Origin of the sequence: Pseudomonas sp. 382 (assembly GCF_002759075.1) — a bacterium.
GTDB lineage: Bacteria > Pseudomonadota > Gammaproteobacteria > Pseudomonadales > Pseudomonadaceae > Aquipseudomonas > Aquipseudomonas vlassakiae.
Genome location: NZ_PEMX01000008.1, coordinates 26,814 through 53,343 on the forward strand (window position 1 = coordinate 26,814; position 26,530 = coordinate 53,343).

22 protein-coding genes, 1 tRNA gene and 1 pseudogene are annotated in these 26,530 nt (G+C 61.8%); 19 read left to right on the plus strand and 5 right to left on the minus strand.

The features are described from left to right. Nucleotides 1-105 precede the first annotated feature (105 nt). The 5 genes from pheS to CQW31_RS11460 all read left to right on the plus strand — a co-directional run bounded on the left by pheS (nt 106) and on the right by CQW31_RS11460 (nt 4,374). The gene (pheS, locus tag CQW31_RS11440; protein ID WP_054887103.1) at nt 106-1,122 is read left to right on the plus strand and encodes a phenylalanine--tRNA ligase subunit alpha; all 1,017 of its coding nucleotides are present in this window, start codon (nt 106-108) and stop codon (nt 1,120-1,122) included. A 32-nt stretch (nt 1,123-1,154) separates the two neighbouring features. After that, complete coding sequence (gene pheT, locus CQW31_RS11445; protein WP_099814505.1) at nt 1,155-3,536, plus strand: phenylalanine--tRNA ligase subunit beta; 2,382 nt, start codon at nt 1,155-1,157, stop codon at nt 3,534-3,536. A 4-nt stretch (nt 3,537-3,540) separates the two neighbouring features. After that, entirely contained in the window at nt 3,541-3,843 is a 303-nt protein-coding gene (gene ihfA, locus CQW31_RS11450; protein WP_003250679.1) for an integration host factor subunit alpha, read from the plus strand. Further along, nucleotides 3,824-4,180, plus strand: a complete 357-nt coding sequence (locus CQW31_RS11455) for a MerR family transcriptional regulator (RefSeq protein WP_008100384.1) — start codon at nt 3,824-3,826, stop codon at nt 4,178-4,180. The genes ihfA and CQW31_RS11455 overlap by 20 nt, the downstream gene beginning before the upstream one ends. A gap of 117 nt (nt 4,181-4,297) precedes the next feature. Next, nucleotides 4,298-4,374, plus strand: a tRNA-Pro gene (locus CQW31_RS11460). Nucleotides 4,375-4,701: 327 nt separating this feature from the next. On the opposite strand, the gene CQW31_RS11465 is transcribed toward CQW31_RS11460, so the two are convergent. Then, the gene (locus CQW31_RS11465) at nt 4,702-5,376 is read right to left on the minus strand and encodes a hypothetical protein (RefSeq protein WP_034023893.1); all 675 of its coding nucleotides are present in this window, start codon (nt 5,374-5,376) and stop codon (nt 4,702-4,704) included. 219 nt (nt 5,377-5,595) lie between these two features. Between CQW31_RS11465 and CQW31_RS11470 the strand changes: the two genes are divergently transcribed. The 12 genes from CQW31_RS11470 (at nt 5,596) to CQW31_RS11525 (ending at nt 21,845) form a co-directional block, all read left to right on the plus strand. Further along, complete coding sequence (locus CQW31_RS11470) at nt 5,596-6,903, plus strand: hypothetical protein (protein WP_034023891.1); 1,308 nt, start codon at nt 5,596-5,598, stop codon at nt 6,901-6,903. Nucleotides 6,904-6,972: 69 nt separating this feature from the next. After that, the gene (locus tag CQW31_RS11475; protein WP_009683504.1) at nt 6,973-7,203 is read left to right on the plus strand and encodes an AlpA family transcriptional regulator; all 231 of its coding nucleotides are present in this window, start codon (nt 6,973-6,975) and stop codon (nt 7,201-7,203) included. 337 nt (nt 7,204-7,540) lie between these two features. Beyond that, complete coding sequence (locus CQW31_RS11480) at nt 7,541-8,548, plus strand: inovirus-type Gp2 protein (RefSeq protein ID WP_034023890.1); 1,008 nt, start codon at nt 7,541-7,543, stop codon at nt 8,546-8,548. Between the two features lie 67 nt (nt 8,549-8,615). Further along, complete coding sequence (locus tag CQW31_RS11485; RefSeq protein WP_079279884.1) at nt 8,616-9,455, plus strand: DUF2950 family protein; 840 nt, start codon at nt 8,616-8,618, stop codon at nt 9,453-9,455. A 141-nt stretch (nt 9,456-9,596) separates the two neighbouring features. Continuing rightward, on the plus strand, nt 9,597-10,862 hold the full coding sequence (gene codB / locus CQW31_RS11490) for a cytosine permease (protein ID WP_023101490.1): 1,266 nt from the start codon (nt 9,597-9,599) through the stop codon (nt 10,860-10,862). Continuing rightward, the gene (locus CQW31_RS11495; protein ID WP_023101489.1) at nt 10,859-12,076 is read left to right on the plus strand and encodes a PucR family transcriptional regulator; all 1,218 of its coding nucleotides are present in this window, start codon (nt 10,859-10,861) and stop codon (nt 12,074-12,076) included. Before codB ends, CQW31_RS11495 begins: the two co-directional genes overlap by 4 nt. A gap of 4 nt (nt 12,077-12,080) precedes the next feature. Beyond that, entirely contained in the window at nt 12,081-13,322 is a 1,242-nt protein-coding gene (gene codA, locus CQW31_RS11500; protein ID WP_023101488.1) for a cytosine deaminase, read from the plus strand. Nucleotides 13,323-13,532: 210 nt separating this feature from the next. After that, nucleotides 13,533-14,789, plus strand: coding sequence for a beta-ketoacyl synthase N-terminal-like domain-containing protein (locus CQW31_RS11505; protein ID WP_009683511.1), 1,257 nt, complete (start codon nt 13,533-13,535; stop codon nt 14,787-14,789). A 120-nt stretch (nt 14,790-14,909) separates the two neighbouring features. Beyond that, nucleotides 14,910-16,235: an MFS transporter gene (locus tag CQW31_RS11510; protein ID WP_009683512.1), complete on the plus strand. Its 1,326-nt coding sequence runs from the start codon at nt 14,910-14,912 to the stop codon at nt 16,233-16,235. Nucleotides 16,236-16,352: 117 nt separating this feature from the next. Continuing rightward, entirely contained in the window at nt 16,353-18,443 is a 2,091-nt protein-coding gene (locus tag CQW31_RS11515) for a hydantoinase/oxoprolinase family protein (protein WP_023101487.1), read from the plus strand. Nucleotides 18,444-18,460: 17 nt separating this feature from the next. Further along, nucleotides 18,461-20,221: a hydantoinase B/oxoprolinase family protein gene (locus tag CQW31_RS11520; protein ID WP_009683515.1), complete on the plus strand. Its 1,761-nt coding sequence runs from the start codon at nt 18,461-18,463 to the stop codon at nt 20,219-20,221. A gap of 142 nt (nt 20,222-20,363) precedes the next feature. Beyond that, entirely contained in the window at nt 20,364-21,845 is a 1,482-nt protein-coding gene (locus CQW31_RS11525; protein WP_023101486.1) for an NCS1 family transporter, read from the plus strand. On the opposite strand, the gene CQW31_RS11530 is transcribed toward CQW31_RS11525, so the two are convergent. Then, a complete protein-coding gene (locus tag CQW31_RS11530) occupies nt 21,836-22,747 on the minus strand; it encodes a LysR family transcriptional regulator (RefSeq protein WP_052161962.1) in 912 nt (303 codons plus the stop codon). The two genes, CQW31_RS11525 and CQW31_RS11530, sit on opposite strands and share 10 nt — an antisense overlap. Nucleotides 22,748-22,871: 124 nt before the next feature. Here CQW31_RS11530 and CQW31_RS11535 point away from each other — a divergent pair, with 124 nt between their 5' ends. Both CQW31_RS11535 and CQW31_RS32135 read left to right on the plus strand, forming a co-directional pair. After that, the gene (locus tag CQW31_RS11535) at nt 22,872-23,561 is read left to right on the plus strand and encodes an isochorismatase family protein (protein ID WP_009683518.1); all 690 of its coding nucleotides are present in this window, start codon (nt 22,872-22,874) and stop codon (nt 23,559-23,561) included. Between the two features lie 151 nt (nt 23,562-23,712). Next, nucleotides 23,713-23,897 (plus strand): annotated as a pseudogene (locus CQW31_RS32135) (transcriptional regulator); the annotation flags it as partial. 329 nt (nt 23,898-24,226) lie between these two features. Here CQW31_RS32135 and CQW31_RS11550 read toward each other — a convergent pair. The 3 genes from CQW31_RS11550 to CQW31_RS11560 form a co-directional block, all read right to left on the minus strand. Then, complete coding sequence (locus tag CQW31_RS11550) at nt 24,227-24,415, minus strand: hypothetical protein (protein ID WP_009683519.1); 189 nt, start codon at nt 24,413-24,415, stop codon at nt 24,227-24,229. Between the two features lie 56 nt (nt 24,416-24,471). After that, nucleotides 24,472-25,365: a hypothetical protein gene (locus tag CQW31_RS11555; RefSeq protein ID WP_009683520.1), complete on the minus strand. Its 894-nt coding sequence runs from the start codon at nt 25,363-25,365 to the stop codon at nt 24,472-24,474. 87 nt (nt 25,366-25,452) lie between these two features. Then, nucleotides 25,453-26,457: a YqaJ viral recombinase family protein gene (locus tag CQW31_RS11560; protein WP_034023887.1), complete on the minus strand. Its 1,005-nt coding sequence runs from the start codon at nt 26,455-26,457 to the stop codon at nt 25,453-25,455. Nucleotides 26,458-26,530 lie beyond the last annotated feature (73 nt).

Genomic DNA, 26,530 nt, shown 5'->3' on the forward strand with positions numbered 1-26,530 from the left:
CCGCGACAATCACCCGGCGGCGCTAGCGGCGCCGGGCATTGAACGTCATCGATAGGGGAAGAGCCTTCAAAGCTCTTCCCCTATTTTCGTATCTGGAGTCTGTACATGGAAAACCTGGATGCGCTGGTCTCCCAAGCCCTAGAGGCCGTCGAGCGCGCTGAAGACATCAATACCCTGGAACAGATCCGGGTTCAGTACCTCGGCAAGAAGGGCGAACTGACCCAGGTGATGAAGACCCTGGGCAACCTGCCAGCCGACGAGCGCCCGAAAGTCGGCGCGCTGATCAACGACGCCAAAGAGCGCGTCACCGTCGTGCTCAACGCACGCAAGGCCGCCTTTGAAGAGGCCGAGCTCAGCGCTCGCCTGGCCGCCGAATGCATCGACGTGACCCTGCCAGGCCGTGGCCAGACCACCGGCGGGCTGCACCCGATCACCCGTACCCTCGAGCGCATCGAGCAGTTCTTCACCCACATCGGCTACGGCATCGCCGAAGGCCCTGAGGTCGAAGACGACTACCACAACTTCGAAGCGCTCAACATCCCTGGCCACCACCCGGCCCGGGCGATGCACGACACCTTCTACTTCAATGCCAACATGCTGCTGCGCACCCACACCTCGCCGGTGCAGGTGCGGACCATGGAGTCCACCCAGCCGCCGATCCGCATTGTCTGCCCGGGCCGCGTATACCGCTGCGACTCGGATATCACCCACTCGCCGATGTTCCACCAGGTAGAAGGCCTGCTGATCGACCGCGGCATCAACTTCGCCGACCTCAAGGGCACCATCGAAGAATTCCTGCGCGTGTTCTTCGAAAAAGAACTGGCCGTGCGCTTCCGCCCGTCGTTCTTCCCCTTCACCGAGCCGTCCGCCGAAGTCGACATCCAGTGCGTGATGTGTTCCGGCAAGGGCTGCCGCGTGTGCAAGCAGACCGGCTGGCTGGAAGTCATGGGCTGCGGCATGGTGCACCCGAACGTGCTGCGCATGTCTGGCATCGACCCTGAAGAATTCCAGGGCTTCGCCTTCGGCATGGGCGCCGAGCGCCTGGCCATGCTGCGCTATGGCGTCAACGATTTGCGTCTGTTCTTCGATAACGACCTGCGGTTCCTGGCGCAATTCCGCTAGGCCCCATCGACGCACTTTTCCAGGAGAACAGCATGAAATTCAGTGAACAGTGGCTGCGCGGTTGGGTAAACCCGCAAGTCTCCCGTGACGAACTGGTCGCCCGCCTGTCCATGGCCGGCCTCGAAGTCGACAGCGTGACCCCCGCTGCCGGCCAGTTCAGCGGCATCGTCGTGGGCGAGATCCTCGCCACCGAACAACACCCGGACGCCGACAAGCTGCGCGTGTGCCAGGTGAGCAACGGCCAGGAAACCTTCCAGGTCGTGTGCGGCGCGCCTAACGCCCGCCCAGGCATCAAGATCCCGTTCGCCATGATCGGCGCCGAACTGCCAGGCGACTTCAAGATCAAGAAGGCCAAGCTGCGCGGCGTCGAGTCGTTCGGCATGCTCTGCTCGGCCGCCGAGCTGCAGATCAGCGAAGAAAACGACGGCCTGCTGGAACTGGCTGCCGACGCCCCGGTAGGCGAAGACATCCGCCAGTACCTGAGCCTGGACGACGCCAGCATTGAGATCGGCCTGACCCCGAACCGCGGTGACTGCCTGTCCATCGCAGGCCTGGCCCGCGACGTCAGCGCCCTGTACGACGTACCGGTCACCCGCCCGGTAGTACCCGCCGTTGCCCCGGCCCACGACGAAGTGCGCCCGGTCGAAGTCAGCGCCCCGGCGGCCTGCCCACGTTACCTGGGCCGGGTCATCCGCAACGTCGACCTGAGCAAGCCGACCCCGCTGTGGATGGTCGAGCGCCTGCGCCGCAGCGACGTGCGCAGCATCGACGCCGCCGTCGACATCACCAACTACGTGATGCTCGAACTCGGCCAGCCGATGCACGCCTTCGACCTCGCCGAAATCAACGGCGGCATCCGCGTGCGCATGGCCGAAGAGGGCGAGAAGCTGGTCCTGCTCGACGGCCAGGAAGTGGCCCTGCGTGCCGACACCCTGGTGATCGCCGACCACACCCGCGCCCTGGCCATCGCCGGCGTCATGGGTGGCGAGCACAGCGGTGTGAACACCGAAAAAACCCGCGACCTGTTCCTCGAAAGCGCCTTCTTCGAGCCGATCTCCGTCGCCGGTAAAGCCCGTTCCTACGGCCTGCACACCGATGCCTCGCACCGCTACGAGCGCGGCGTCGACTCGCAGCTGGCCCGCGAAGCCATGGAGCGCGCTACCCAGCTGATCCTCGACATCGTCGGTGGTGAAGCCGGCCCGATCGTCGAAGCCGTCAGCGAACAGCACCTGCCAAGCGTCGCCCCGGTCAACCTGCGCGCCGACCGCATCACCCAGATGCTCGGCATGGAGATGGATCCGGCCCAGGTCGAGCAGCTGCTCAACAACCTCGGCCTGGCTACCAAAGCTGATGGTGCAGGGCAGTGGACTGTTCAAGTCCCAAGCCATCGCTTCGACATCAGCCTGGAAGTCGACCTGATCGAAGAGCTGGCCCGCCTGTACGGTTACAACAACCTGCCAGTGCGCTACCCGCAAGCCCGCCTCGCGCCGCAAGCCCGCCCGGAAACCCGCGGCGAGCTGCCAAACCTGCGCCGCCTGCTGGTCGCCCGCGGCTATCAGGAAGCCATCACCTACAGCTTCATCGACCCGAAGCTGTTCGAGCTGTTCAGCCCAGGCGTCGAGCCGCTGCTGCTGGCCAACCCGATCTCCAACGACATGGCCGCCATGCGCGCCTCGTTGTGGCCAGGCCTGGTCAAGGCCCTGCAGCACAACCTCAACCGCCAGCAAGACCGCGTGCGCCTGTTCGAAAGCGGCCTGCGCTTCGTCGGCCAGCTCGGTAACCTGCAGCAGCAGCCAATGATCGCCGGCGTCGTCACCGGCAGCCGCCTGCCAGAAGGCTGGGCCAACGGCCGCGACACCATCGACTTCTTCGACGTCAAGGCCGACGTGGAAGCCCTGCTGGGCTACAGCGGCGCCCTGAGCGACTTCACCTTCGCCGCCGGCAAGCATCCAGCCCTGCACCCTGGCCAGACCGCTGTGATCCAGCGCGACGGCAAGGACGTCGGCTACCTCGGCGCCCTCCACCCAGAGCTGGCCAAAGCCCTGGACCTGGATCGCCCGGTGTTCGTCTTCGAGCTGGTGCTGGGTGACGTGGTCGAAGGCCGGCTGCCGAAATTCAGCGAACTCTCCAAGTTCCCGGAAACCCGTCGCGACCTGGCCTTGATCGCCGGACGTGATGTGGCTTCTCAAGACGTGCTTGAAGTAATTCGTGACAATGCAGGCGAATGGCTCACAGACCTCAGGCTGTTTGATGTCTACCAAGGTAAAGGCATTGATCCTGATAGAAAAAGCCTCGCCGTCGGCTTGACCTGGCAGCATCCATCGCGCACTCTTAACGACGATGAGGTGAACACTACCCTGCAAAACATCCTCACCTCGCTCGAACAAAGGTTGAACACCACGTTAAGGAAATAACGGCATGGGTGCTCTGACGAAAGCTGAGATGGCCGAAAGGCTGTACGAGGAGCTGGGGCTTAACAAGCGTGAGGCCAAGGAGCTGGTCGAGCTGTTTTTTGAAGAAATTCGGCACGCACTTGAAGAGAACGAGCAGGTCAAGTTGTCCGGTTTCGGCAACTTCGACCTTCGCGACAAACGCCAGCGGCCGGGCCGCAACCCCAAAACCGGGGAAGAGATCCCGATCACCGCACGGCGCGTCGTCACCTTTCGTCCAGGGCAGAAGTTGAAAGCCCGGGTTGAGGCCTATGCTGGAACCAAGCCATAACGACGAACTGCCCCCCATACCGGGCAAACGCTACTTCACCATCGGTGAAGTGAGCGAGTTGTGTGCCGTAAAGCCACACGTGCTGCGGTATTGGGAGCAGGAGTTTCCTCAGCTCAACCCTGTGAAGCGGCGGGGGAACCGGCGGTATTATCAGCGGCAGGATGTGCTGATGATCCGCCAGATCCGGGCCCTGCTGTATGACCAGGGGTTTACCATTGGCGGGGCGCGGTTGCGGCTCTCCAGTGATGAGGTGAAGGATGAATCGAGCCAGTACAAGCAGCTGATTCGGCAGATGATTGTCGAGTTGGAGGATGTGTTGGTGGTGTTGAAGAAGTGACCTTGGGTTTTTTCTGATGAGTGGAAATTTTTTTGAGAAAAAGGTTTCATTTATCAGGAGGTTAGGGTACATTCTTCAACGTTCTCGGCAAGATTGAGAACATGCTTCAAGCCCAGTCGGGGCGTAGCGCAGCCCGGTAGCGCACTTGCATGGGGTGCAAGGGGTCGAGTGTTCGAATCACTCCGTCCCGACCATTATTTAAACAACTAAGCCACCTTCGGGTGGCTTTTTTGTTTGTGCGGTAGAAGCTGCGAGTTGGTGAGCGTGCTCAATACACTTTCGCTCCTTATCTGTTTGAGCTCAGTATCTAAGCATCCTATGAAATGGGTGGCCATGCGATTTTTCGTGAGCCGGGGTAATCTGAAACGATAGCCTATCTTAATGAAAAATATGAGAAAAGTTCGGTTTGATATTTGTCTGGAATACCATTTGGAATACCGGGCGGCTGGATTTGAACTCAGGATGTCGGGGCGCTGAGAAGATCCATGGCTTGGGATTTAGGTGGCAGGCTCGAAATTTGCTCAGACTGACCTCGGGCTCAGCATCTCATGCTTGGCGACGGAGGCATCGATGGCCTCTTGGACTACACGCATTCGGCGTTCTGCAAGAGCTGTTGCGGCTGCTTCGTCTTCGTAGGATAGCTCGGGCAGTTCTTCTTTTAGAAAGGTTTCCCACCGCGCGAGCTGCTTCATGCAGTGGTGCAGCTGCTTTCTGGTCTCATCAATCCGAACTTTGTCCAGCTCCTGCGTAAGCTTGCGCGCATTGCGTGTGACTTTGCCCATTTGAGCGTCGCGACGCATCACCTCTTTCTGTTCTGCGGCTGCCTGGGCGGCGACTTCGATCAAGCGCTGAATCAGCGCTGTTTCGGTTGTTTTGTGCCCTTTGGCGAGGCTTTTGAGTGTGGTCTTGGTTTCGAGTGGGAGCGTGAAGGAGCAAGTCTTTCTGCCGCCTTTGGCTAATCGATACCGCCTTTGTCTGATGGCGTTTCTCAATCGCTCGATGAGCTTTACACCTTCAGCCTCGGATTCGAGGGCATGGATCGATCTGACCAGATGGCTGAAACCACTGTCGGCAAGGAAGCTGATCTTGCCTTGCAGCGACGGAGAGCACCGGCTCGATAGGTAACTTGCTGCCCATTGCCACTCTCCTCTGTCCTTCTCGTTCAGCCAGCCTGGTGCTGCTTCGGTCTCGCTCATTTTCGAGTTTCCTTCTCCGTCGCCATATTCAGGGTGCGATCAGTCGCCTCACTACTGGACGGTGTTACATGACCTGATGGTAGGTCTGTTGATCAGAATTTTTGTAAATGTAAGCGGTCATGTTATCGACGTAGTTAACAGATACGTTACATGATATTGATAAGCTGATTTTATAGGGTATAAAACGTGATCTAAATTTCCAGTTTTTCGGTAGGTGAAATGGCTAATCTTCTGGCTTTTTATGAAGACCTAGAGGTTGGTGCAGAGTCTAGGTTTTTCCTGCAAGCCCTGATATGCCGAGAGCAGGCACTCTTGACCGCCTCGTTCAAGGTCAAACCAGTTGCGAGACTCCTCTGCTTGACGGATAGATTGGTCAGAGACGCAGTGCGGGAGTTAGCCGAAGCTGGGCTGTTAGTGGCCAAAAAACAGGCTGACAAGGTGGGTCGTCCGGGGCAGGAATATGAGGCGTCGCAATACCTCCTCGATCTGCTTGCCCAGCCAAGAGGTAGTTCGCTTACTCATCGGGACCTGGTCCTGCGTCTCTTTAATGAGCCGGAGATTTATGCCGAGGGACCTCGGCCTGAAACAGATATCGGGAGCGAGAAGGTTGCGCGCAAACAGGTATGCAAGGACGGGCGGCCGGCAGCACCTGGGGCTTGTGGACGCCTGGGGACAGCCACGAGAGTGCTTTTGGCTGCCCTTTTAACCTTTGCCGATCAGTGCGGGGTTGTGGCCGGGGTGGGGGAGGCGAAGCTTCGTGCAATGACGGGCCTGAATCCGATTGCGCTCAAACATCAGGTGAGGCGACTAGTCAGCCTGGGCTTCATACGTGTTCATGTGCCGGGTGTATCCAATGGTTTCTTCGTTGGAGCCAAGGTTCCCAGTACCTACTACCTGAACCTTGACCACACGCAGATGGGGGCGCGGCGCCCTCATTGCGCAGTGCTGGTTTACGCGGAAGCTAAGCAGTCCCGTTATGAACGGTTGACCAGCGGGCTTACGCAGCCTGATGTAGCAAGAGCTCTTCTCGCTTTGGGACCTGCTGCGCTGGATGTCCTCTATCACAAGCTGGCCTGGTACACGTCGCATCTGCTGTCCCTGACATGGGGAAGGCCAGGCGAAAGGTACGGCGAAATTCCTGCTTCTCTGGAGGGCATGATTGGTCGAGAGTTAGATCAACTGAAGGTCGGTAAGCCGGGGCAGGACGAGGCTGGCTACTACTGGCCTGGAGTGCTCGATCACTTTTTTGAGGTGGCGTTTGAGTGGGCCGAGCATTTGAAGCAGAAGTTCAATGGCAAGGCATGGTCGGGGTACCAACCCCAGGTGATTAGGCTGATACCTGTGCCAAAGCCAGAAGGGCGCGATGATGCCTTGGAGGTCGTTTCTCTGATCGTCTATCCGGCTCCCGAGAATCAGAACTGCTGCATTGTGTACAAGGATGTCCGGGGCGGGTTTCTTCGTGAGTTCGACAGCGAGGCTGACCTGGATGTGTGGAACCGCTATGAGTTTGGCTTGCTAACCGAGTAGGTGACGGGGCTTCAGGTTATTTCTTACTGCTCCTGCAGATCCTCTGAACGAATATGAGGAGCCCCGTTCATGAGGATCATTCGCCTGAAAGAAGTCATCGATTCGACTGGTCTTGCCCGATCGACCATCTACAAACACATCTCGGAAGGTACCTTCCCGAAGCCGGTCTCGTTGGGCGACCGCTGTGTCGGCTGGGTCGATAGCGAGGTGCATGACTGGATCCTGGCAAGGATCGAGGAGCGGGACCTGGCAGAGGGGGCTGCGGTGCGCCCCACCGGCCACCTGAGTATGGCTAGCTAGAACTATCACCTACGCCATGACCGGCTAAGGCTGGTCATGGCGTTTATGCCGCTTGGAAAGTCCAGCGCTCTCAGCTAACTCTCCCAGGATGCGATTGGGTGAATCTCTCGGCAGGCTCGGTAATGTTGCTCCCCATTGCCAGGCCAGCCTGGGGTGATCGCTGAGTCTTGGAGCGGGATCTAGTTATATAGTTCTAGGCTATCACCGTGTCAATACTCGATAGGCTGAGTTTTTAGTAACCACACCGGCACTATCACCCTGCCTCCGGGTTAGGTCATCGGTTAATAAATACACATCCCGTACCTGGTATGCGAAACCACTCACCAGGTACAGAGCCATGACCAAACAAAACGCCAACACCCTCCAATCCCAGTCCGATATCGCAATTCGAATTGAGCGCCTCATCAACGCCATCCAGCGTACAGATAGCCAGGCCTGCCGAATCTCATATTCAAAGCATGGAGATGAACAGGTCAGAGAAACCATGCTTTCAAAATACTTCGATGGGATCGTGCAGATGGTCGCGCTGCTCGACGGAGATGTGGCGTATCAGTACAGCTGGCACTTGAGCCTTCTTCAGGAAGCCTGCCAGGCCATTGGGATTGAGCGCAGCCCCTTTGGCATCACCTGCTTGAACGAGGGTGAAACGCGCTATCTGAGCACCAGTGACACGCTGAACGAGCTGACCAAGTGCATCCGTACACTCCTTGCCCAAAAGAGATTCAAGCGTAGGGAGCACGATCAGCGCTACCAGGCGATTCAGCAAGAGGTCGAAGTCGATCGCTACGTTGATGCCATGTTTGATCGCTACGCCCGGATCTGCGTGATCAGGGTTGATCTGTATTACCGTGCAGAGGTCCAGGCGAGGTTGCGTGTGGAGCGCGTATTCGACGATCTGAATCGGCTGATAGCTGAGCGTGAACGCAACCTAATTTTCGACCATGAAATTGGCTACATTTGCAGCGTCGAGCAAGGCGAGGACCGGGGCTATCACATCCATGCAGCGTTCTTCTTTAACGGTGCTGAAGTGAGTGCCGATATCTACAGGGCTCAGCGGATCGGTGAGCTATGGGAGCGTATTACCCGTGGTCAGGGCTACTTCCACAACTGCAACCTCGAAAAAGATAAATACCAAGACAGGCTGGGGCTTGGCCTGATCCACAGGCGGGACCTGAATGGGCGGGCTAACGTGCTTTGCGCCATGCGTTACCTGGTCAAGAATGATCAACATCTGCGGCTCAAACCGGTAGGAGCTCGTTGCTTGCGCAAGGGGCAGGCAAGGAAGGTTTCCGGGATTCCTAATCGATCCATTCCCCTGCGAGGTGCCGAACAAACATGTCGATGAGCCCAGCCTGCCGGCCGATCACCCGTTCAGCGAAACCAACCTGAACCCTGGCCTAAATGGTCGCGACATGCGCAAGGTGTCCGACACAGATGCTGGGACAGTGGCTGCACTCGCTTTGAAACGGTCATTGGAGACGATTCGCGCTGAGGCAAGTACTGTCGGCCGCATTCGGCCGCTACTGGATGCTACGGTCGGGAAGCTAGCTGAGCGTGCATCTGATGCAGAACTGGTTCGGCTGACCAAGGCTACCAACGGCTGGCGCTTCGACCGCAAGGCCGGCAGCGCCGAAATCCACGCCCGGCGCATCGGCCGTAACGAGCTGGCTGCATTGCAGTCGGTCCTAGCCTATCACGACGCGCAGATGGACTACGCCTCGAAGGACCGCAACAGCAACGGCGCGCTGGAATATGCCCAGCAGATCTTCAGCACGCCCGGCAAGCATGACGGCCTGTTCTGGGAGGACGAAGAGGGCGGCGAGATCAGCCCGCTGGGGCCGCTGTTCGGCAAGGATGTGGTGGGCGATGCCTGGTACGGCTACCACTTCCGCATCCTTGATGGCCAAGGCTCGTCGGCCCCGGGCGGCGCCTACAGCTACCTGATCGGCAACCAGATGAGCCGCGGCTTCGCCCTGGTCGCCTGGCCGGCGAAATACAACGATAGCGGTGTCATGAGCTTCATGATCAGCCACGACGACCAGGTGTTCGAGAAGGATCTGGGGCCACAGGGCGACAAGATTGCCAAGGCCATGAAACGCTTCGATCCGGATGACAGCTGGAAGAGGTGGATGTCAGCGCCAGCGAATGACGGCCGGCGCGCACCGCCGACGGCAGGCTGCGTGGAAACTATCCAGTGCTGTTCCGCGTTGGTGCGCGCCCGCATCAAAACAGGTCTTAACGCACAGGTTTAATTCATCAATTCGGCAAAATAGTGTGCAAGGTGAACAGGTAAAGTTGTGCCGATTGCCCGCAAATTTCCTGTTTTTCGCGCTTGGCAAAAGCGGCCCGCATATTGCTCCCCTAGTCGCAACGACAACCCGGAGCACCGTGCCATGAGCTCACCTACCGAATTCCCGCTTTGCGAAGCCCCGCCATCCTCGCGCAAAGGGCTGCTGCCCATTGCCATGGTGTTGTTCAGCTTTACCTTCTTCACCGGCACCATGTTCGCCGGTGGCAAGCTGGGCATGGCCTTCAACTTCGTCGACATGCTGTGGGTCGCCGCCATCGGCAACACGCTGCTGGCGTTGTACGCGGCGGCCTTGGCCTTCATCGCCTCGCGCAGCGGCTTGAACAGCGTGCTGATGGGGCGCTTCTGTTTCGGCGAGGCGGGCAGCCGGCTTTCCGACTTCATCCTGGGCTTCGCCGAACTTGGCTGGTACGCCTGGGGCACCGCGACCGTGGCGATCGTGCTGGTCAAGTTGCTGGGCCTGGCGGGTGGTTTCACCGTGCCGCTGATGGTGCTGTTCGGCCTGGGTTTCAGCATTACCGCGATCATCGGCTTCAAGGGCCTGGACCTGCTGTCGCGGGTGTCGGTGCCGCTGATGTTCGCGCTGCTGCTGGTTTCGATGTATATCGCCACCGCCGATGCCGGGGGCTTTGCCGGCCTGGCGGCGGTGGTGCCGCATGAAACCATGACCTTCTCGGCAGCGGTGACCATGGTCTTCGGCACCTTCGCCAGCGGTGCCACCCAGGCCACCAACTGGACCCGGTTGTCGAGCAGCGGGCGGGTGGCGGTGGTGGCCAGCATCGTCGCCTTCCTGCTCGGCAACGGCCTGATGGTGGTGGCCGGGGCCTGGTGCGCGATGGTCTACCAGCAGGCCGACATCGTCGAAGTGATGATGCTGCAAGGCCTGTCGTTCGCGGCGGTGGTGATGCTCTGCCTGAACCTCTGGACCATCCAGGGACCGACCATCTACAACGTCTCGGCAGCGGCCTGCCACTTGCTGCGCAGCGAGCGTCGACGCATCGCCACGCTGGTCGCGGCAGCGGTGGGCATCGTGCTGGCGATTGGCGGGATGTATGAAATGCTGATCCCGTTCCTGGTGCTGCTGGGCTCGATCATTCCGCCAGTGGGTGGGGTGATCATGGCCGACTTCTGGTACCGCCACCGCGGCAAGTACCCGGCGCTGGCCTCGGTGCAGCTGCCGCGCTACAACTTCTTGGGCCTCGGGTCCTATGCGCTGGGTGCGGTGCTGGCCTACGCCTCGCCGTGGGTCGCGCCGCTGGTGGGCATTGGCGCCTCGGCCCTGTGCTACATCGTCATGCTTGAACTGAGCGGCCGGCGCCGGGCGCTGGGCCAGGCGGGTGTCGAACCGTGAGCCTGGCGCTGGACGAAATCCTGCACCTGCCCGGCCTGCAGGACATGACCGTCCGGGCCGGCGCGCGCAACCTGCAGCGGCGGGTGCGCTGGCCGTATGTGGCCGAGAACGAAGGCATTGCCGAGTGGGTGATGGGCGGCGAGCTGGTGTTCGTCACCGGCATCAACCACCCACGCGGCGAGGCCAACCTGCTGAGCCTGGTGGAAGATGGCGACGCCGTGGGCATTGCCGGCATGGTGATCCTCACCGGCGGCACGTTCATCCACGGCATTCCGCCTGTAGTGATCGAGCGCGCCGAGCAACTGGGGCTGCCGCTGATCGAGCAGCCGTATGCGCTGAAAATGGTGGTCGTCACTCACCTGATCGGTACGGCCCTGGTGCAGATGACCCAGGTGCGGCGCTCGCGCAATGACATCCTCGGCCAGTTGCTGACCGGCGACTACCCGAGCCTGGCCATCGCTCGGCAGCGGGCCGCGCACCTTGAGCTGGCGCTGGACGAGCCACGGCGCCTGGTGACACTGCGGCTGTCTGGCGTCGATGGATTGTTCGAGCGCCATGGGCTGGCCCAGGGCGAGCGCGTGTGGCAGGGCATTCGCCAGGCGCTGGAAGATCAGCTTGAGGCCTGGTGTCGTGGCAGGCCGGGGACTGTGACCGCGCAATTGCCGGGTGACCTGTTCGTGTTGTTACTGGCCGATGCCCACGGCCTGCACGCCACCCTGGCCGCGCTGCACCGGCAGTTGGCGGGCGTGGTCGGTGAACTGGGCCTGTTCATGGGCCTGTCGCGCCTGGCCGAGGATTGCGCCCACTACCGCCAGGCGCTCAATGAAGCGCGCCAGGCTTTGGAAGTGGCGCAGAACCTGCGCCCGGCCACCGGTTTCTGCGACTTCAGCGAGTTGGGCGTGCTGCGCCTGCTGCAAGGCATCGTCGATCGCTCGCTGATCGACGACTTCGTCGCCGAAACCCTTGGCCCACTGATCGCGCCCGGCCGCAAGCACCCCCATGTGCTGGTGCATACCCTCGACGCCCTGCTCAAGGAAAACGGCAATGGCCTGAAGGCCGCCCAGCGTCTGGGCCTGCACCGCAACACCATCAACCAACGTATTCAACGTATCGAACAACTGAGTGGGCAGTCACTCGACGACCCGCTATTTCGTATGAACGCTTCGGTCGCCATGCTGGTATGGCGCATGAGCGAAGCCCAATGCAAGGAGTAACAGCATGAACATCATCAACGCCCGTCTGCGTGGCAAGTCGGGCCTGTTTCGTATCGAACTGAACGGCGACCGTATCGCCGCCATCGAGCCCCAGGCCGATGTGGCGGTGCTGGCCAACCCCGACGACCTGGACGCCCAACAGAACCTGGTGGTGGCGCCCTTCGTCGAGCCGCACATTCACCTGGACGCCACCCTCACCGCCGGCGAGCCGAAGTGGAACATGAGCGGCACCTTGTTCGAAGGCATCGAACGCTGGGCCGAGCGCAAGGAAATCACCACCCACGACGACATCAAGCAGCGCTCGAAGAAGACCATCGACATGCTGGTGGACCATGGCATTCAGCACGTGCGAACCCATGTGGATGTGACCGACCCCAAGCTCACCGCGCTCAAGGCCATGGTCGAGGTGCGCGAGGAAGTACGCCACCTGGTTGACCTGCAAATCGTCGCCTTCCCCCAGGAGGGCATCGAGTCGTTCGCCAATGGCCGGGCCCTGATGACCGAAGCGGTGGCCATGGGCGCCGATGTGGTCGGTGGCATTCCGCATTTCGAGAACACTCGCGATCAGGGTGTGTCGTCGGTGAAGTTCCTGATGGAGCTGGCTGAGCGCACCGGTTGCCTGGTGGACGTGCACTGTGACGAAACCGACGACCCACAGTCGCGCTTCCTCGAGGTGCTGGCCGAAGAGGCCCGGGTACGTGGCATGGGCGCTCGGGTCACGGCGAGCCACACCACGGCCATGGGCTCTTATGACAACGCTTACTGCTACAAGCTGTTCCGCCTGCTGAAAATGTCGGGCATCAACTTCATCTCGTGCCCGACCGAGAGCATTCACCTGCAAGGGCGCTTCGACACTTACCCCAAGCGCCGCGGGCTGACCCGCGTGGCCGAGATCGACCGCGCCGGGATGAACGTGTGCTTCGGCCAGGACTCCATCGTCGACCCGTGGTACCCGCTGGGCAACGGCAACATCCTGCGCATTCTCGAAGCCGGGCTGCACATCTGCCACATGCTCGGCTACGAAGACCTGCAACGCAGCCTGGATCTGATCACCGACAACAGTGCCCGCACCCTCAACCTTGGGGAGCGTTATGGCATCGAGGTCGGGCGGCCGGCCAACTTGCTGCTGCTGTCGGCGCCGGATGATTACGAGATGGTCCGCAGCCAGGGCCACGCACTGGTTTCGGTGCGCAACGGCAAGGTGTTGATGCGCCGCACGTCGGCGCAGGTCGAACGCTTTGCCTGACGCCACCCTCTAGCAACGGCATTCATCATGCCCCGCCGGCTTTGGCCGGGCGGGGTGCTTTGCCATGGGCGCAGGATAATTACTGATGCCAAATTCGGTATCAATGGCTAACGAAATACGAATTATCAGAATCAAAGCCGCCCCTTAGACTCGAGTCCATGGCAACCCAGCCAGGTTGCCCGGACAGTTCTGAACCTGTGGAGTCAGTGCATGTTATCGAAGCAGACAATCGGGCTACGCCGCGTGGTCGTGACCGGCATGGGCATCGTCTCATGTCTGGGCAACAGCCCTGCGCAGGTCCTCCAGGCATTGCGCCAGGGGCGCTCGGGAATCGCCTTCAACCTGGCCTATGCGCAAGCGGGGCTGCGCAGCCATGTCAGCGGCCGGCTGGAGGTCGACTTTCAGCGCATCGACCGGCGCCACCGGCGCTTCATGGGCGATGCCGCAGCCTATGGCTACCTGGCCATGGCCGATGCCATCGCCGATGCACGGCTGACGCCCGAGCAGGTGGCCGACACCCGCACCGGCTGCGTGATGGGCTCGGGTGGCGGCTCCAGCGAAGACATCGTCGAGGCCAACCAGCTGCTGCACAGCCAGGGCGTACGCAAGGTGGGGCCGTACCGTGTACCCCGTACCATGACCAGTACGGTCTCAGCGTGCCTGGCCAGTTTCTTCGGCATCAAGGGCCTCAACTATTCCATCGCCTCGGCCTGCGCCACCAGCGCCCATTGCATCGGCCACGCCTTCGAGCAGATCCAGTTCGGCAAACAGGATGTGGTGTTTGCTGGCGGTGCCGAAGCCGAGCACTTCAGCCAGAGCTGCATGTTCGACGCCATGGGCGCGTTTTCCACCGGCTACAACGACCGGCCGGCCACTGCCAGCCGCCCTTATGACGTGGCCCGTGATGGCTTCGTTATCAGCGGCGGGGCAGGGGTGCTGGTGCTGGAGGCGCTGGAGCATGCCCAGGCGCGCGGGGCGACCATCCTCGCCGAAGTGATCGGCTATGGCACTGCCTCCGATGGCCAGGACATGGTTTCCCCCAGCGGCGACGGCGCACTGCGCGCCATGCAGATGGCCCTGGCCAGTTGCGCCGAACCGGTGGATTACCTCAATACCCATGGCACCAGCACCCAGGCCGGCGACCTGGTGGAACTGCAGGCGGCACTGGCTGCCTTCGACGGTGAACTGCCGCCGTTCAGCTCGACCAAGTCGCTGAGCGGGCACGCGCTGGGGGCGGCCGGGGTGCACGAGGCGATCTATGCGTTGCTGATGATGCGCCACGGTTTCATGGCGGCTTCGCACAACATCGAACAGCTCGACCCGCAGGTCGAGGGGCTGCCCTTGGTACGCAGCGTGCGCGAAGGGCAGCAGGTGAATTGCGTGATGTCCAACAGCTTCGGTTTCGGCGGGGCCAATGCCTCGCTGGTGTTCAGCCGTCGGGGGCTGGAGGCGCAGGGCGCACATTGACGGTGACGGCCCACCAGAGGCCCGCCCGGACTGAGCTTGAGGGCTGCGCCTGCAGCCCACTCGCTGCGTGAAGGTTTCGAACTGCCAATCGCTTGTTCTCCAACAGACAGTGAGGTGGATATGTCGGGTACGTCGCAGCAGCCGGTCGCGCCGGAGCAATTGAAACGCGTGGTCTGGGCCGCGTCCATCGGCAACTTCGTCGAGTGGTTCGACTTTGCCCTGTATGGTTTTCTGGCGACCACCATCGCCCAGTTGTTCTTCCCCTCGGGTGACAGCACCACGGCGCTGCTCAAGACCTTTGCCGTGTTCGCCGTTGCCTTTGCTTTCCGCCCGCTCGGCGGGCTGGTGTTCGGCATGCTGGGGGACCATTTCGGGCGGCGCCGGGTGTTGTCGATCACGATCCTGCTGATGGCCGCAGCCACCACCCTGATCGGGCTGCTGCCGACCTATGCCAGCATCGGCCTGGCCGCCCCGTTGCTGTTGACGCTGATCCGCTGTGTGCAGGGTTTTTCCGCCGGTGGCGAATACGCCGGTGCCTGCATTTACCTCATCGAGCACGCCCCGGCCGGGCAGCGCGCCCGCTATGGCAGTGCCGCGCTGGTGTCGACCTTCGCCTCGTTCGCGGCCGCCGCCATCGTCACCTATGCCCTGAACCGCTGGCTGACAGCCGAGCAGATGGCAACCTTCGGTTGGCGCCTGCCCTTTCTGATCGCCGCGCCCCTCGGGCTGGTGGGCCTGTACCTGCGCTGGCGCCTGGACGAGACGCCGGCGTTCAAGGCGCTGGCTAGCGCCGAGCGTGCCGTGCATGCACCGCTGGGCCAGACATTGCGCGAGCAGGGCGGGGCGATGTGCTGCCTGGCGGCGTTCATCTCGCTGACCGCGCTGTCGTTCTACATGTGCACCACCTACTTCGTGACCTACCTGCAACTGCAAGGCGGCCAGCCGCAGCCCACAGCGCTGTTGATCTCTTTGCTGACCTTGCTGTTCGCCGCAGCCTGCTGCCCCTTTGCCGGACGCTTTTCCGACCGCGTTGGCCGGCGCCCGACCATGGTCACGGCTGCCGCCTGGCTGGTGCTGACCATTTACCCGGCGTTTCTGCTGGCGCGCTCCGGGTTGTTCTACCCAGCATTGGCGGGGGCATTCCTGTTGGCCATCGGCGCGGTGCTGTGCGGTGTGGTCACGGCCGTGCTGTTGTCGGAAGTGTTCCCCACCCGCAGTCGCTACACCGCCTCGGCCATCACCTACAACATGGCCTACACGCTGTTCGGCGGTACCGCGCCGCTGATCGCCACCTGGCTGATCGAGCGCAGCGGTGACCCGCTGTCGCCGGCCTATTACCTGGCCGGTATCGCCCTGTTCGCCCTGGCGGGCGGGCTGTCGTTGCCGGAGACGGCGGGGCGCCCCTTGAGCCACGCCGCCGATCAACCCGCCAACCCCTTGGCATAAAAAAAACAGGCCCCGCTTGGGGCCCCCGCACCTCAACAACAACCATAAGACCCACGTGCGAATCGGCTCGGCGGCGCAGTTGCCGAGTGCATTCGCGATCACCAGGAGTGACGCAGAATGGCCCGTATAGGCGTAGATGTCGGCGGTACCAACACAGACCTGATCCTGGAAACCACGGAGCGCGACTCCATCGGCCGGCGGATCTTTTCCCACAAGGTCCCCACCACCCTCGAAGACCAGTCCATCGCTGTGATGCGCGGGATTCTCGAGCTGTGTGCCAAGGCCGGAATCGGCGCCGAAGAAGTGGACCTGATCGTCCATGGCACTACGGTGGCGACCAACATTTCCATCGAACACAATGGCGCCGAGGTGGGCATGCTCACCACCAGGGGCTTCCGCGACATTCTGCACATTGGCCGGCACAAACGGCCCTACAACTTCTCGCTGCAGTTCGATGTGCCATGGCAGAGCACACCGCTGGTGCGTCGGCGTAACCGCATCGCCATCAACGAGCGCATCCTACCGCCCCATGGCCAGGTCGAGACGCCGCTGGACGAGCAGGAAGTCCGCGAGGCCGCGCAGTTGCTCAAGGCCCGTGGCGTGCAGGCCGTAATCATCGGCTTCATGTACGCCTTCCTCGACCGCTCCCATGAGCTGCGCGCCAAGGCCATCGTGCAGAAGGTGATGCCCGAGGCGTTCGTCTGCTGCTCCACCGATGTGGTGGACGTGATGCGCGAGTACGAGCGCTTTTCCACCACGGCCATGAACGCCTACGTCGGACCGCGCACCGCCCACTACCTGACCCACCTGGCCAGCCAGCTGCGTGAAAACGGCATCCAGGCCGACCTGCGCATCATGCAGTCCAACGGCGGTGTGGCCACCGTTGAAAGCTGCTGCGAGCGGCCGGTGAACATCCTCATGTCCGGCCCCGCCGGTGGCGTGATGGGCGGGCATTACTTCGCTGGGCTCGACGGTGAGCGCAACATCATCACCGTCGACATTGGTGGTACCTCGGCGGACATCTCGACCTTGGTCGATGGCCAGATCAAGGTGATGAACCCGCGCGACTCCTACGTGTCCGGGCACCCGGTGCTGGTGCCGATGATCGACCTGATCACCATCGGTGCCGGTGGCGGATCGGTGGCCTTCATCGACCCGGCCGGTGGCTTCCAGGTCGGCCCACGCTCGGCCGGTTCCAACCCCGGCCCGGCCTGTTACGGCCGCGGTGGCGAGGAGCCCACCGTGACCGACGCCAACATCGTGTTGGGCCGTCTGGACCCGGACCAGATGCTGGGCGGCGACCTGAAGATCGACCCGGCGCTGTCGTTCCAGGCCATCGAGGCGAAGATCGCCAAGCCGTTGGGCCTTAGCGTGCACCGGGCGGCCCTGGGCATCCTGCGGGTGGTCAACAACAACATGGCCCTGGCCATTCGTTCCAACTCGGTGGCCCGTGGTATCGACCCCCGCGATTTCGTGCTGATGCCGTTCGGCGGGGCAGGGCCGGTGCATGGTCCGGCGCTGGCCGATGAGGTCAATGCCAAGTCGGTGCTCATCCCGCCAGCGCCGGGCATCACCGCCGCCGCAGGCCTGCTGACCACCGACCTGCAGTACGAGGCCCTGCGCTCGTTGCTGTGCACCCTGAATACCATCGACGACACGCAATTGAATCGGCTCGAAAGCGCCTTGCAGGAACTGGAAGCCAATGTTCGGCAACAACTGCGCAACGATGGCGTGGACGATGCCTGCATGCAGCTGACCCGCATCGCCGAATGCCGCTACGACGGTCAGGGCTTCGAGTTGCGTGCCCTGATCCCTGGCGGCAGGGTGGACCACCAGGCCATTGCCCAGGTCATGGCGCATTTCCACCAAGTGCATGAGCAGGACTACGGCTATTGCTACGCCGATGCCCCGGTGGAAGTCGTCAGCCTGCGTGTCATCGGCCATTCCCAGTCCGAGAAGCTGGCCTGGCAGCCGCTGCCGGCGGCGGTCGACAGCGACACCGGCCAGGCCTTCCTTTACGAGCGCGACACCTGGTTCGACGATGGCCAGTGCCTGCCCACGCCACGCTATGACCGCAGCAAGCTGCACGCCGGCCAGTACATCGAAGGCCCGGCCATGCTCATGCAGCACGACTCCACCTCGCTGGTGCCGCCGGGTTGGGTGGCCAGGGTGAGCGCCCACGGCAACCTGATCATCTCCCGCCAGTAACGCCAGAGGACACAGCCATGAATACGCAACCGGTCGATCCGATCACCCTGCAAGTCATCAGCGGCGCCTTGAAGACCATCGCCGAAGAGATGGGCCACGTGCTGTACCGCATGTCGTTCTCATCGATCATCCGCGAGTCCCAGGACATGGGCGCCGGGCTGTTCGACACCCGCTACCAGACCATCTGCGAGTCCGAATCCACGCCGATGCACATCGGCTCGATCCCGGCCTACCTGCGCGGCATCGAGGCCACCCTGCAAGGTGGCGCCTGGCACGAGGGCGATGTGGTGGTGCACAACCATCCCTATCACGGCTCCAGCCACAGCCCGGACCTGGCGGTGATCGTGCCGATTTTCCATGAAGGCGAGCTGGTGGGCTTTTCCGGCAACACCGCGCACCACATCGACATCGGCGCAGCTACGCCGGGGTTGATCATCGACGTAGGCGACGTGTACGCCGAAGGCATGCTGATGGCCGGGCTCAAGCTCTATGAGCGCGGTGTGCGCAACGAAGCGCTGGTGCAGATGTTCCGTTACAACAGCCGTGCATCCGACCAGCTGATTCGCGACATCGAAGCCCAGGTGGCCTCGGCGCAGCTGGGCGCCCGGCGCTTCAAGGAACTACTGACCCGCTACGGCAAGGACTTCAGCTTTACCGCGATCAACCAGTTGATCGACTACGCCGAAACCATCATGCGCCAGCAGATCGCGCAGATTCCCGATGGCGACTACCGCGCCGAAGGCTTCCTCGACGACGACGGCCGCAACCGCGAGCGGCGCCTGCCGGTGGTGGTCACGGTAAAAGTGAGCGGTGATGCCCTGGAGGTGGACCTGACCGGTTCGGCGTTGCAAACCGAAACCGCCTATAACGTGCCGTTCGAAGGTTCGTGCAAGGTGGCCGCCTACGCCGCCTTCCGCAAGCTGCTGCTCGACGCTGCCACGCTGCCCAGCCCGGTGCCGTCCAACGAGGGGTCGTTCCGCCCGATCAGCGTCGTGGCGCCGCTGGGCACGATTTTCAACCCAGTGTTCCCAGCCGCTGCCGAGGCGCGCTTCACCCAGTGCAACCGGATGATCGATCTCATCATCAAGGCCCTGGCCCCGGTGCTGCCGGAGCGGGTGATCGCCGGCAGCTCGGCGTCGATCTCCTTCGCTGCCTATTCCGGGGTGAAGGCCGATGGCGACTATTGGGTATTCCTCGAAGTCAACGAAGGGGCATACGGCGGGCGGCCGAAATCCGACGGGCCCGATGCCATCGACAACCTGATGGCCAACACCCGCAACAACCCCATCGAAGACCTGGGGATGCACCTGCCGATGATCTGCGACCGCTACGAGCTGCGTGACGATGTGCAGCCAGGCGCTGGCAAGTACCGCGGTGGCATCGGTGTGGTAAAGGCCCAGCGGGTGCTCACGGCGGGCTTCATCACCCACGAAAGCGAACGGCATTTCGATGTGCCCTGGGGGGTGTTCGGTGGCTGCGACGGGGTGGTAGGCAAGACCGAGATCTACAATGTCGCCAGCCCCGGGCAGGTGGTGTCGATGCCGTCGAAGTTCTCCGGGTACGCGTCCAAGGCGGGGGATGTGATGGCCTACTACTCGCCCTGTGGCGGTGGCTATGGCAACCCGCTAGAACGCAGTGCCGAGCAGGTGCGCGAAGACGTGCTGGATGACTTCTGCAGCCTCGAACAGGCCTTTGAGGTGTACGGAGTGGTGCTCGACGAGCAGGTGCGCCTGGACATCGAGGCCACCCGCGCCCGGCGCCAGCAACTGCAGGGCTGACCACAGGTCTGCCCGCCGCAGCCTTTGCTGGGTTGCTATTCGCCAGCAAAGGCCGTTGCCCACGTTCGTTCCTTTCCCCAAGAGCCTGCGGCCATCGCCATGGCAGGTAGGTTGCGCCTTCCATTCATGCACAGGTGCTTCGATGAACAGCCCCGAATTGACTTCTGTCTCACCGACTCCGGCCGTCTCCCGTCACAACCTGTTGGAACCGTCGATTCTTCCGGTACAACGACGACATCGCTCGATCGGTACCCTGGGTTTCACCTGGATCTGGATCGGTATCGCGTTCATGATCGCCACCTTCCAGCTGGGTGCTACGGGTGTTGCCGGCCTGCCGCTGCCACAGGTCGTAGCGATCATTCTGCTGGCCAACATCGTCCTGGCGCTACTGATGACCCTGACCGCGGACATCGGTACCGAACATGGTTTGTCTTTCGCGGTGTATTTGCGAGCGCCGTTCGGCGTGCATGGCACACACATTCCGTCATTGTTTCGCGGCCTGGTCGCGGCGATCTGGTTCGGTATCCAGACCTACCTCGGCGCCCTGGCCCTGAGCGGTATCGTCGAGTACTTGACCGGGTTCGACAACTGGGCCTTGTGGTATGTGATCTTCGCAGTGGTGCAAATCATCAATACCGCGCTGGGTATCAAGGCGGTAGAGTTTCTCTCGTCCATCGCAGCGCCGGCGATCATTGCCATCTCGGTTTGGATGTACCTGACCCTCGATGTGCTGGCAGTCACCAAAGGGGTCAATATCTGGACGTTCGTCGGCGACAAGCAGCTGACCATCATTACCCTGTTCCTGGCTAACGTGGCTTTCTGGTCGACCTTGGCCATCGACATTCCCAATATCACCCGTTACGTGCGGACACCAGTCAATGCTCGGGGGTTCCTGTCTCGTAACCGGCATATCTTTCTTGCTCAACTGGTCGCATTACCGCTGACTCAGACCTGGATCGCGGTCATTGGCGCGGCATCTTTCGTCGCCGCCGGAGACTGGAATCCAATCAATGTCATCCAGGCCCAGAGCACCGGGCTGAGCCTGGTCGTGCTGATGGTCCTGGTGGTGCTGGCACAGTGGTCGACCAATACTGCAGCCAACCTGATCCCGGCGGCGCTGACCTTCGTCAATGCTGGAGCACCACGAGTCAGATACCCGACTGCAGTGATGATCGCGGGAGTCATCGGTACACTTTCGATGCCGTGGGCCATCCTCGATAACCTGTTCGCCTTCCTGTTTTCGTATGGATCGTTCCTCTCGGCAATTGGCGGGATCATGGTGGCTGACTATTACCTGATTCGGCGACGCCGGTTGAACGTGCCGCAGTTGTATGAGCTGCAAGGGCAATTCCACTATTGGCGCGGTTTCAACCCTGCCGGCTTGTTAGCGTGGGCTGCGGCCAGCGTGTTGGCGTACTGTTCCGGTGACTGGGCATTTGTAGTCGGTTTCGTCAGCGGTTTGGTGATCCATGCCATGCTGATGAAGTTCTGGATCGTTCGGCGCTATCCCCAGCAAGAGCTCACCGGCAATGGCGCGCAGTGGCTGGCCAGCAGTGTCGGCCACGACTGGCGCTACGATGCCAGTACCGATCGCTTCGGCCTTACGCCATCAGATCAGGCGTGAAGCTCCGCAGCTCGGTGCCCTAGTAGGGCTTTGAAACGCGCGGCGGTAGGGCTCTGGTATTCCTCGTTCCACGCGGCGATGGTCTGCACCTGGGCATGCTCGTCCTGCAGCGGCACGATGACCACGCCTTCGCGCTGGATCCGGTAGGCGCATTCCGAATACAGCGACACCCCCATGTTGGCCGCCACCAGCCCGAGGATACCGATGCTGGTGGTGGCCTCCTGGTGAATGTTCGGGCTGAAACCGGCGCGCTGGCACAGCTGAAACGCCTGGTCGCGGAACAGGCTCCAGCCACTGGGCGCACCGAAGATGAAGCGCTCGTCGCGCAACTGTTCGATGCGCAAAGTGGCCTGTCCGGCCAGCGGGTGCCGTGACGGCAGAATTGCCACCATGCGTTCCTGGTTCACCGGCAATGAGGCGATGTCCGGCTCGGTCATTGGCCCCAGCAGGAACCCCACGTCGATCAGGCTATCGCGGATCGCCTTGTACTGCTCGTGAGAGGGCATGTACAGCAACTCCACGGTCACATCCGGGTGCAGGTCCTTGAAGCGCTCGAGAATGCCCGGCAGCGCGCCGTTGATGGCGAAGTCGTTGTAGGCCACGGTCAGGTGGCCGATGTCCCCCGCCGCGGCGCTACGCGCCAGGTCGATACCGCGTTCGATATGGCGGAACACCTGCTGGCATTCCTGCAAGAACAGCCGACCGGCCTCGGTCAGCGCCACATGGCGCGTGGTGCGCATGAACAACTCCGCCCCCAGCTCGCTTTCCAGCGCCTTGATCAGGCGGCTCAAAGCCGGCTGGGTGATGAACAGGGCATCGGCGGCGCGCTTGAAATGCAGCAGTTGCGCGACGCGGACGAAGGCTTTTATCTGCTTGAGATCAAAGCGGATATTAATGCTCATTTTGGTATCAATGCTCGCCAACAATGAATTGGATGTCATCAGTGGCCGAGATTATCGTGAGTTCCAGGTCAAGGCAAACCTTCCTTGCCGAACCGCTCACAACGACCCACTGGGGAGATTCACTATGTCGCAAGACCTGATGACCATGCTCGAACGCGCCTTCGAAGAATCGACCAAGCTCTACAAGGAGCGTGGCTTCCAGCGCCGTATCGGCTTCGGCAAGCGCCCGGCGCTGATCAACGTCGACCTGGCCAACGCCTGGACCCGCCCAGGCAACCCGTTCACCTGCGAAAAGATCGACGACGAAATCATCCCCGGCGTGCAGCGCCTGATGAAGGTGTTCCGTGCCAACCACTTCCCGATCGTCCACGTCACCACCTGCTACCAGAACACCGACCGCCATGACCCCAACACCGACATGGGCCAGTGGCACAACAAGATCCCGGTGGACGTGGTCAACCAGGCCGATGAGAACCTCTGGGCGATCGACTCGCGCATCGCGCCAGTCGATGGCGAGTTCGTGCTGGTGAAGAAGCGCGCCAGTTCGTTCAGCGGCACCTCGCTGGCCGGGTACCTGCGCTCGGCAGGGGTCGACACCATCCTGGTGACCGGCGTGACGGCCTCGGCTTGCGTGCGTACCACCCTGTGCGACGGCCTGGCCGAAGGCTTCCGCACCATCGCCGTGAAAGAGTGCATCGGCGACCGGGTACCGGGCGCGGTGGCCTGGAACCTGTTTGACATTGATGCCAAGTTCGCCGACGTGGAAACCGTCGACAGCTGCCTGGATTACCTGGCTAGCATTGGCAAACGTTGACCGCCCGGGTGTGACCCGCGCCATGCTGAAGCCGGGCTTCAGCATGGCGCGTTGCGTTTGTCCAGCCGCATGGCTGAAACACACCTGTACGCCAGGCTCATTGATTGCAAGCTAAGCGATTGTTAAGGTCGGTCCTCCCAAGAATCATCATGAGCGTCTGGTCGAGCTGGCAACTATCTTCAACTGCGAAACAGCCGACCTGCTGACCGAGGGAGCTCCCGCCCGGAGGACCAGGCCCGCAGGCTCCATGACCTTCTTTCCCGGCTGACAGCGGCAGACCGTGAGCTTGTCATGGACATGGTGGAGCGCCTGGTTGCCCGGCTCGGCCAGGACTGAGCGCTGAATCATGGCGACTACATGGCGGGCTCGGACGCCTCCTCTGTACCCGGCTCATCGAACAGCGATCCACAGCGCAGGCACAAATACCTGAACCCTCCGAAGTGATATTTGGCGACCCCAGGGTTGGGGTATCTGTGTCCGCCTCCTGAGCCCCCTGCAATGCACTGTCGGCCAGGCTGACCAGCAGGGCGATGCCCTTGGCAACGTCCCGCGTCAGAATGGCCTTGGACTCGCAGATTAAGCATCTGATCATGGTTCCTCGTGGTAATAACGGCCGAATGCACAGCCGCTGGTGATGACTGGTTGGCGGTTGTCGCTGGGGGTTTTCAGCAGGGATTGCCCGGGCGTGGGCAGAGCAATCTGAGCAGGCGATTCAGCATCCAGCAGGCCAGGACCACGGCGAGCAGCAGCGGCGGGAAGCGCAGCATGAGCAAGATGCTCAGCACCACCGTAGCAGCGGCCGCGAGCGCGCCGATGAAGATGAGCAGGTGGAGTAGAAATCGAAGTAGAAGCATAGTGAGTCTCCAAGAAAACCTGCCTGGCCGATGACGGCAGCGCAGGCAGGTGGGATTCAGTGGGGCTGTGAGGCGAGGGCTTCCAGTTTGTCTGCGAGGAATTTGGGCGCCGCCTGTGAATCAACGGGGGCGGTCGAGCTGGCTGGCTCTGGGGCGGTGAAGAACTCCTCGATCACAGCGTGACTGTCTTCTTCGCTGTCCTCAAAGGCGCCATTGCCGAAGCCCCGGCGGGCTGCCTCATCCAGCGCCCCTTGATCGAAGCCGGCGGTTTGCCGTTGCGCCGCGAGCTCGCCCGCCTGCTGCAGAGCTTCAGCCATGCCCATGCCGTTGCGTACCGTGAGGTCGACGTAGAAGATCGGGGTGCCGTGGCTCTGGCGCGTCGACTTGCCGCGTAGGCGCAGCTCCAGCGGCAGGCAGGCCAAGCGATTGCCGGAAATGGCCTGGAAGTAATGTAGCCGGGCTGCCAGGGTGCGGATGCTGTTGAAGCCGGTGGTGCGGAACACGAAGGTGCCCAGCGGATCCTCCTCGCCAATGACCACGTTCAGCCGGCCATAGGGCCTGCAGGCATTACCCTTGGCCAGCGGGCAGGCATCCGGCGAAGGGCAGGGCAGCGATTGCATACCGTCCTGAGTGACGCGCTTGCAGGTTTCGCCATTACCGACGCACAGTGGCCGTCCCGACTGCCGGTCGAACAGGGTGTAGTCGGCGCGAAAGTTCAATTCCGGTTCGTTGAACAGCAGACGTACCGGGATGCTACGCAGCTTGTCGTCCTTGCCCTGACGCAGTTCATCGTTGAGCGGGTGCAACAGCCAGCCATCCCGGCCCTGCACTTGGGACGTGATGGTGAACTGGTCATCCTTCTCCGGAAGACGCTTACCGTTTTTCTCGACGACCTTGCCAATGGAGATGCGACCGAGTGCGGGAGGGATGAGTGCGAGACCTTTCAACATGGTGGTGCTCCTGGAAATGAAAAAGGCCAGCCACGCAGCGCGAACTGCATGGACTGGCCAAGGGGGAAGGGGTGATGGAGGAGGAAATCAGCCGACCAGGAAGCGCCGCGCACCGGGCTTCAGCAACGGATACTTGGCCTGCAGGTACGGCTTGTCCTTGAGCAGTTGCGCGACATCGAAACCGATGTTGTCCTTGGCCTTGCGCCAACTGACGTAGCCGCTGGAGAACTCCGCGCGACTGGCGTCGCCCATGGCCTGCTGCAGCATCTGCTTGAGCTCGGCCTCGCGCTTTTCCTTGTCGGCCATCGACTGCCGCAGGGCCTTCAGTTCGATATAGGCGGCAGTCAGCCCAGCATGGCTGCTGAAGTTGACTACCTGACCGTTGTCCTCCGGATACAGGCAGCGTAGCGCTGCCTCCGCGGATGCCGTCCCGTCGGCTGGCGGTGGTGTGTCGGTCTCCACGTAGCGCCAGAACTTGCACTCCAGCTCGATCAGGCGAGCAATCATCTGCTCGTCCCGCTCAATGCGGTGGATCTCCAGCGTCTGGCCACCAAGCAGCACGGCTACATCCGCAGCCTGCTTGCCAGTGACGGCGAGCTGGTGCATCACCTGAAGCTCGACATACTCGGGGATGCCTTCCTTCCAGAGACGTGCCCCGTTTATGCCGGCGGTCTTGCATTCGAGGATCTGCACATCGTCGGCACCGATTACCTCACGGTCGATGTTGGCCAGCATCCAGGGCAGCTCCGGATCCGGATGCTGTAGCACGGCGTTAATGCGGCGGACCTTGTTCTTGGTGCGCTTGCTGTAGTGCCAGGCCACGATGGGTTCCAGGACGTTGCCCCAATACATCGGGCTTTCCTCATCCTGGGTATCGCCCTTAGGCAGCGCAGTGTCGCGGCCGGTCTTCTCCAGCCACAGTTCGAGCTGCGATTTGTAGGGATTCAGTCCCACGGCAGCCGCGGCATCCGAACTGCCGATGCCTTGTTTACGGATCTGCAGCCAGTCCTCGCGCGGAAGCTCCTTGGTGCTGACCAGGCGCAGGGCCGGGCGGGCTTTGCGGGAGCTGCCGTTCAATGACGTTGCTTTCATGGTATTCACCTGCAGACATGAAAACGCCCGACCAGCACAAGGCTGACCGGGCGCGAGGGTTGAAGTAAGTGAG